The organism is Nocardioides sp., assembly GCF_025965415.1.
In the GTDB taxonomy this organism is placed as follows: Bacteria; Actinomycetota; Actinomycetes; order Propionibacteriales; family Nocardioidaceae; genus Nocardioides.
Window position 1 is genome coordinate 1 of the sequence record NZ_JAOPWY010000115.1, and the last position, 6,235, is coordinate 6,235.

Annotated in this window: 6 protein-coding genes and 1 pseudogene; 2 read left to right on the forward strand and 5 right to left on the reverse strand. The window is 65.6% G+C overall.

Going from position 1 to position 6,235, the window contains the following annotated elements; translation table 11 throughout:
• The first annotated feature begins 973 nt into the window (after positions 1-973).
• Positions 974-1,372, forward strand: coding sequence for an ANTAR domain-containing protein (locus tag JWN97_RS12240; protein ID WP_297622888.1), 399 nt, complete (start codon positions 974-976; stop codon positions 1,370-1,372).
• 429 nt (positions 1,373-1,801) lie between these two features.
• On the opposite strand, the gene JWN97_RS12245 is transcribed toward JWN97_RS12240, so the two are convergent.
• The 3 genes and pseudogenes from JWN97_RS12245 to JWN97_RS12255 all read right to left on the reverse strand — a co-directional run.
• Positions 1,802-2,488 (reverse strand): GAF and ANTAR domain-containing protein, encoded by a 687-nt coding sequence (locus JWN97_RS12245; RefSeq protein WP_297622890.1) that lies wholly within the window; start codon positions 2,486-2,488, stop codon positions 1,802-1,804.
• A gap of 403 nt (positions 2,489-2,891) precedes the next feature.
• Complete coding sequence (locus JWN97_RS12250) at positions 2,892-3,188, reverse strand: IS110 family transposase (RefSeq protein ID WP_297622892.1); 297 nt, start codon at positions 3,186-3,188, stop codon at positions 2,892-2,894.
• Between the two features lie 299 nt (positions 3,189-3,487).
• Positions 3,488-3,763, reverse strand: a pseudogene (locus JWN97_RS12255) (hypothetical protein); the annotation flags it as partial.
• Between the two features lie 522 nt (positions 3,764-4,285).
• On the opposite strand from JWN97_RS12255, the gene JWN97_RS12260 reads away from it, so the two are divergent.
• Positions 4,286-5,026 carry a DUF4386 domain-containing protein gene (locus tag JWN97_RS12260; RefSeq protein ID WP_297622896.1) on the forward strand — a complete coding sequence of 247 codons (741 nt, stop codon included), beginning with the start codon at positions 4,286-4,288 and terminating at the stop codon, positions 5,024-5,026.
• A 188-nt stretch (positions 5,027-5,214) separates the two neighbouring features.
• Here the strand turns inward: JWN97_RS12260 and JWN97_RS12265 are convergent, their stop codons facing one another.
• Positions 5,215-5,907, reverse strand: a complete 693-nt coding sequence (locus tag JWN97_RS12265; protein ID WP_297622898.1) for a transposase — start codon at positions 5,905-5,907, stop codon at positions 5,215-5,217.
• 17 nt (positions 5,908-5,924) lie between these two features.
• Positions 5,925-6,155, reverse strand: coding sequence for a hypothetical protein (locus JWN97_RS12270; RefSeq protein ID WP_297622900.1), 231 nt, complete (start codon positions 6,153-6,155; stop codon positions 5,925-5,927).
• Positions 6,156-6,235 lie beyond the last annotated feature (80 nt).

Genomic DNA, 6,235 nt, shown 5'->3' on the forward strand with positions numbered 1-6,235 from the left:
AATCCTCCTTGGCACGGGCAACTCACTCAGACTAGGTCGGCACTGCGCGCGCCCCGGCGCCGCTCCCTGGCATGCGTGAACCAGCTCGCCCGGATCGTGGCCGCGAGCACGTGCGTCTATCCGCCGCGAGTCGGCAGCGTCCCGTCTCGCCGTTGCGGATGGCGTTTCCAAGTCAGGGGACGTGTGCATCGGGCCTCGAAGCGAGAGTTCATCGCGCGGCATGGTGCCGTCCCGCCTTCGAGCACTCCTGCAAGCAGTGGGCTGGGCGTCAGGCGCGACCAATAGTCACCCGCGCCGCACCTGACCCGGAAGGGCACGTGCGCCCACGCGAGCCGCGTCCAGGCTGCCGTTCTTGGCGACGATGTTGGCTCCCCGTCCGACAGCCCAATGGAAGCGTGGGCCGAAACCCAGCGTGGCACCACCGTTCCATTCAGCCTGCTGCGCCTGCCCTCGGAACGTGATGATGTTGACTCGTCGTCCCGCAAGCCAGCACACGCCCGAGCCAAGGTTGAGCTCGCCTGCCCCATGGCCGGTGAAGTCCCGACAACCAAGATGCCTGGCGACAGTTTCGCGCTCATGCCGTAGTACGGCTGGTGATCTGCTTGGGCCGCGGGGGCCACCGCAAGCAGCGCAACCACGGCAAGGGCGGCAGCGAGGCCAGTCTTGAGTCCGAACGACATGGTGGCAACCGTAGGCGAAGTGGCTAGGTGCCGCGGCGCTATCTGACACTCCAGCGGGGTGGTAGCCGATCGGTTGGAGGTTGGCGCGGAACCGGATCTGCGGGCTAGCTGGCCAGGAAGCCCCGTGCATGCGGCCGACAGTGTCGCTCCGCCGCGAAGCGGCGGTGTGCTCGCCTTCCTCGTTCGAGCGTAGACAGGTTCGCGTTTGTCACCTAGGTTCGTTGTCGGTGGTTGGGATCGCAGCCCGCGGCAAAGTGTGTTGGCCGTGATGGTCCCGTTGGAGAGGTCAAGGCATGTCCACCGACCCCCGCGTCGTCACGCGTGACGCGCGCCGCACCCCTAACCGCCTGCTTGACGTGCTGCAGCGCGAGCGAATCGCCGGTGCCACCGACACCTCCGACCTCGGGCCCTCCGAGATCCACGCCAAACTCGCACTCATCGAACGGGCCAAGGGCGCGTTGATGCTGCATTACGGGGTCGACTCACATCAGGCCTTCGCGGTGCTGGTCGGTTGGGCGCGGATATCTCACATCCCCCTGCCCACAATTGCCCGCACGCTTCTGCGTGGGATCTGCGAAGGAAATCCGCAGACCGAGATTTCGGCAACGGGTGTTGATGCGGTGGCTCGAGGCGCAGCTTCGCGGCCGCGATCCTGGCCACGCACAACTCCGGCCGGCGCCGGCCCCATGTGAACCGGCCCATGAGACTCCGCGCTCGGCCTGAGTGCGGAACGGGGGTGTGCAGGGGCGCGTCTCACGCAGACACGCGTCCCTGCATCACCCGACCACCCCCACGTGGCGCCCAGCCACGCTGCGCCTATGGCCTCTCTGGATGACCCTCAGGGCATACGGCGTTCCTCGACTGGCCCGCGCGCTCATGGGTTTCATGAGCCAGGAGACCGCGCTTGCCAACGCGGCGGAGGCCAGTGCGAAGCTACGGCAACGACGTCACGAACGTGAAGAGGTCGACGCGTACCTGCGGGCTCTGCATTCTCCGATCGCGGCGGACACTCGATGACTGCCACCGCCTCGAGACACGACGAGATGAGAACGGTTCGCTGACGTCACCTGCGCGATCCGACCTCGTCATGGTCGACTACCGCCGAGCATGCGGATCAACCGTTACCTCGGCGTTTCACGGGTGCGCACCAGTTCCTCGGCTACGCGGTTCAGTTTCACGTTGCGGCGCTGTGAGACGCGGCGGAGTACAGCGAACGCCTGATCGGGTGGCATCCCAAAGCGTTCCATCAGGATGCCCTCGGCCCGACCGATCACAGTGCGATTGCTAATGGCCATTTCGAGGTGCTCGGCATGTTGCGAAGCCGCCAACGCCACCCCCACGTGGGCAGCCAGCGCGTGTCCGTTGTTGATGTCGTCGGCGTCAAACGCATCGGGCTTGACGGAGTACAGGTTCATTGCACCGAGGGTGTCCTGGGTCGTATAGAGGCGGTAGCTCACAATGCTGACGACACCGACCTCCTTCGCAACCAAGGGACCCCATCTGGGCCAACGCTTGTCGTTGGCCAGGTCCCGGCTGTGGACGATCTCGTGCAGGTGAAGCGCGTCGAAACATGGGCCTTCCTTGAGCACGAACTGCAGTTCGTCGATTCGGATCAGCGTCTCATCGCTCCCGACCGGGGTGTCGATCCCCTCGCTATGGACGATCGAGATCCCGACAAGGTCACATCCCCGGATGATCTCGGCAGCGACGAGCACGACCTTCTCGAGCGTCAGTTGGGTGCTCGCCCATCCCTGCATCGAGCGTGCGGCATCCGCCAGCTGATCGGCGAAGATCTCGGGAGCCTCCATGATCAAGATGGTCCTCCCACCATCCGAGCCTGACTAGTTGTTCCGACCTGAGACTCACGAAAATGGTCCGCGAAACGGTGCGCGTCATCGGGGTAGGAGGAGTGTGCTGTCGTTGGCGTCTCGACAGCCGAGGTCACCATCAAGCGGGACAGCACATGCACGCGCAGTTCCTGCAACGCAACGTGCCTCATTCCGGCTCCCTTCTGTTGTCAACCGGTTCGGCGTAGCGTCTTCTCCGCGGGGTCCGGGAAGTGCTGATCCGAAGTGTCGATGTGCGGGAGCAGATCGACCGCGCTGGATTGAAGAGTCGCCCCGCAGTGCCCTCCCGGGCCGCGTCATCGGCCTGCTGGGCACGTTCGGTGTCGGCGACGAGCTGGCGGTAGACGACGTCGGACAGGCGTCGCTACAGGCACCGCAGCGCCTCCATCGGGGTCTTGCCGGCGGCGAGCTTGCGCCGGTAGTACGCGCGGCCCTCGGTGTCGTGGCGGATCTGCACGATCGCCGCGACGTGCAGGACGTGGTTCATCCTCCGGTTCCCGGCACGTGAGAGCCGGTGGCGGATCTGCTCGCCCGATGAGGCGTCCAGGGGCGCGGTCCCCGTCCAGGACGCGAACCGGTTGCGGTCGGCGAACCGGGCCCCGTCGCCGACGTCGGCCAGGACCCGGGCGGCGCCTGCTCGTCCGACGCCGTAGATGTCCATCAATCCTCGAGCCGCGCTCGAGGACCGCGGCCTTCAGCTCGGCCTTGATCTTCTTCAGCTTGGCGTCGACCGAGACCAGGTCGCCGATCTCCTCGGCGGCCATCCGTCGTCGGGTCTCACCGGCGATGTGGCGGGGCCGCACGGTCGCCAGCATGGTCTTGGCCTGGGCGGCGGACAGGTCGCGTTTGCGCTGGCCAGGCAGCAGTTCGCTGAGGAGGCGCTGCAACCGGTTGACCATCTGGACTCGTTGGTGGGTGAGCTCGTCGTGGCGGTCGGTGAGCATCCGCAGGGCTTCGAGCTCACCGTCCTCGACCACGACCCGCCGTACCGACCGCGACGACGGCAATCGAGTGGGCGTCCAGGGCGTCGGTCTTGCGGTTGTGGCCGGTGTCGAAGAGCCGTACCCGGGCCGCGAGCTTGGCCGGGACGACCCGTTCACCGGCGGCGACGAGTCGCTGGGCCAGCGGACGCCCAGCACCGTTGGCTCCCTCGACCGCCCAGACCCGCTCTGGCCACCGCCTCACATAACGCTGCATCGCGGCGTATCCGGCCTTGTCGGTGTCGAACCGTCCGCTGCCGAGGAAACTGCTCGCGGGGGTCGACGACCTCGATCGTCACCGACATCTTGTTGGGATCGACCCCGATGATGACGCCCTTGGTGTTGCTCACCTGCTCACCTCGTCTGTGCCTGGGAACCGACAGAGTCGACGAGGTGGGCAGTGCTATTACGAGCTGGGCAGACCCGTCTGGAGCCACGCCTCGTCACGGTGAACGGCGAGTCGCAGTCCAGGTCAGAGCCACACCCAAGACTCAGGTGGGCAGCCGATATGAGCGGCCCGCCGACCACCTAGATCGAAGTCTGGCCAGACACCGATCCTGCGGGAAGTCTCCTAGTAGCCGATGAGCGGACAGGTCAGCAGCGGCCACGATTCGCCCAACCCTGTCGGATCCAGATGCACCGGCGTACTTTTGTATGAGCAAGCCCAGGGAGGCGCGGGCTTTCTGGCACCTTCGAGCCCGCCTGCCCCGGGGGGGATCCCGACCGCGACCGGAAGACACGATCCCTCGCTGGCGGGTTCCAAACGGGAGGTCATGAAGTGGATACTCAGAAGACCGCACGACTTTTCGGCTGGTTGTTTATAGGCACCTTCGTTACGTCCATCGCAGCCAAGGTTCTGTTCGTGAACGGGGTGGGTGGCACCTTCGATGAGTTGCGCTTTATCCCGGGCGACGTTTCAGAGAACAGTGTGTACTTGGGCGCGATCCTAGAGTTCGGGGTCATCCTGACCAATATCGCGACCGCCGTGGTGATCTATCCGATAGTTAAACGACAAAACGAAACGGTCGCGCTCGGGTACGTGGGTGCGCGGATCATGGAGTCCGCCTTCATCATGGTGGGCATCTTGAGCATCGTGTCGATCGTGTCTGTGAGCGATGCCTTGGTCGGAGCGACCGGAGCCGAAGCCACCGCGCTCGCCGTCCAGGGCGACTCCCTCGCAGCCACCTACGACTGGGCGTTCCTTTTCGGTCCGGGACTCGTGGTCGGCTTCGGTAACGGGTTGATGCTGGGCTACCTGATGTATCGCTCGGGTCTGGTGCCTCGTCCGATGGCGATGTTGGGACTGATTGGCGGCCCAATGTTGATCCTTTCCTTCGTACTCATCCTCTTCGGTGTATACGAGAACGGGTCGGCACCCGCGTTCCTGCTGGCAGCGCCAGAGATCGCCTGGGAGGCGTCGCTCGGCATCTACGCTGCATGGAAGGGCTTCAGGCCGTCGCCCATCACGTCCGAGACGTGGGCATCCGATAGCGGTTTGGTTCGACCTTCGGCGTCGTGAACATGGCCTCGAAGCCGGGGCGTTGCCGAGGCGGTCTGAGCCGTTGAGGCAGGCGGCTCGGGCCACTCGGACGCCCTTGGACGGACGTCCGCTCATGCCGCCATGAAGTGCGACGCTCCTATGCTTCGTCAAGCCGCTGCGGCACCTTCAAGTAGGCGGTAGAGGTCGCGGGCGACGTAGCGGGCAAGTCAGCGTTTGATCTCTCGGCCGGTCTTGCCTTCGGCGGTGCGGCGGGTGACGTAGTCGCGGGCGGCTTGCTGGTACTGGATTCGGCTCTGGACCACGGTGTGCAGGGCGTTGTTGAGGTTCCGGTCGCCGTAGCGGTTACGCCGATGACGGGTGGTGACTTGGCCGCTGTTGGCCGGGGTGGGACCAGGCGCACAACACCGTCGCCGCGACGATCGGTCCGACGCCGAACTCCTGAGGAGATCCGGGCGCCAGTTGCGGATGATGGCCACGATCGCCTTCTGCAGCTCACGGGCCTCCCTCAGCATCGCGTGCGCGCGACGAGCCAAGGTCCGCAGCGCCACGACCGTGCTGGTCGTCTCGGTGTCCCACGACGAATGCATGCGCAGGGTCGCAGCGGTGTTGAGCATGGCGGCGAGCTTCTGGCCGCGGAACCGGCCCCGGATGGGTTCGGGTGCGGCGATGACCAGGCTGAAGACCTGCTGCTGGGCTTCGGTGGAGGCGTTGATCGCTGAGCGGCGGGCAGCCAGAAGCACCGACAGTGCTTGGCGTTCACCACCGCTGCGGGGAGTTCCCAACCGCGGTCGGGCCATCGCTTCACGTGCCACGTGGATAGCGTCGAGCGGGTCGGACTTCGCCCCATTGCGTCGCGCGGCCCGCTTCGGGCGGTCCAGCTCGATGACGAGTTCGGACATCTCCGAGAGGTGTCGACTCAGACCGGCGCGGTGACCACCGGTGCCCTCGATCGCCCAGGCCCGCAACGTCGCGTGGTTGTTGGCAAATCCACCAGCTCGGCATAACCCTGGGCAGTTGCATCGACGGTGATCTCGTCGAGGACACCACCGGTCGCGGTGTCGAGGAACGCCGCGGAGTGGGTATGGACATGGGTGTCGACGCCGATGACGACATCGACCACCTCGCGCAGATCGGTCAGACTGTTCATGCGTTCTCTCCTTCGCCGGACGGGACGTGGTTCCGGTCCGGGACGGAGGCTCGGCAGGACTGTGATGAGACACATCCGGC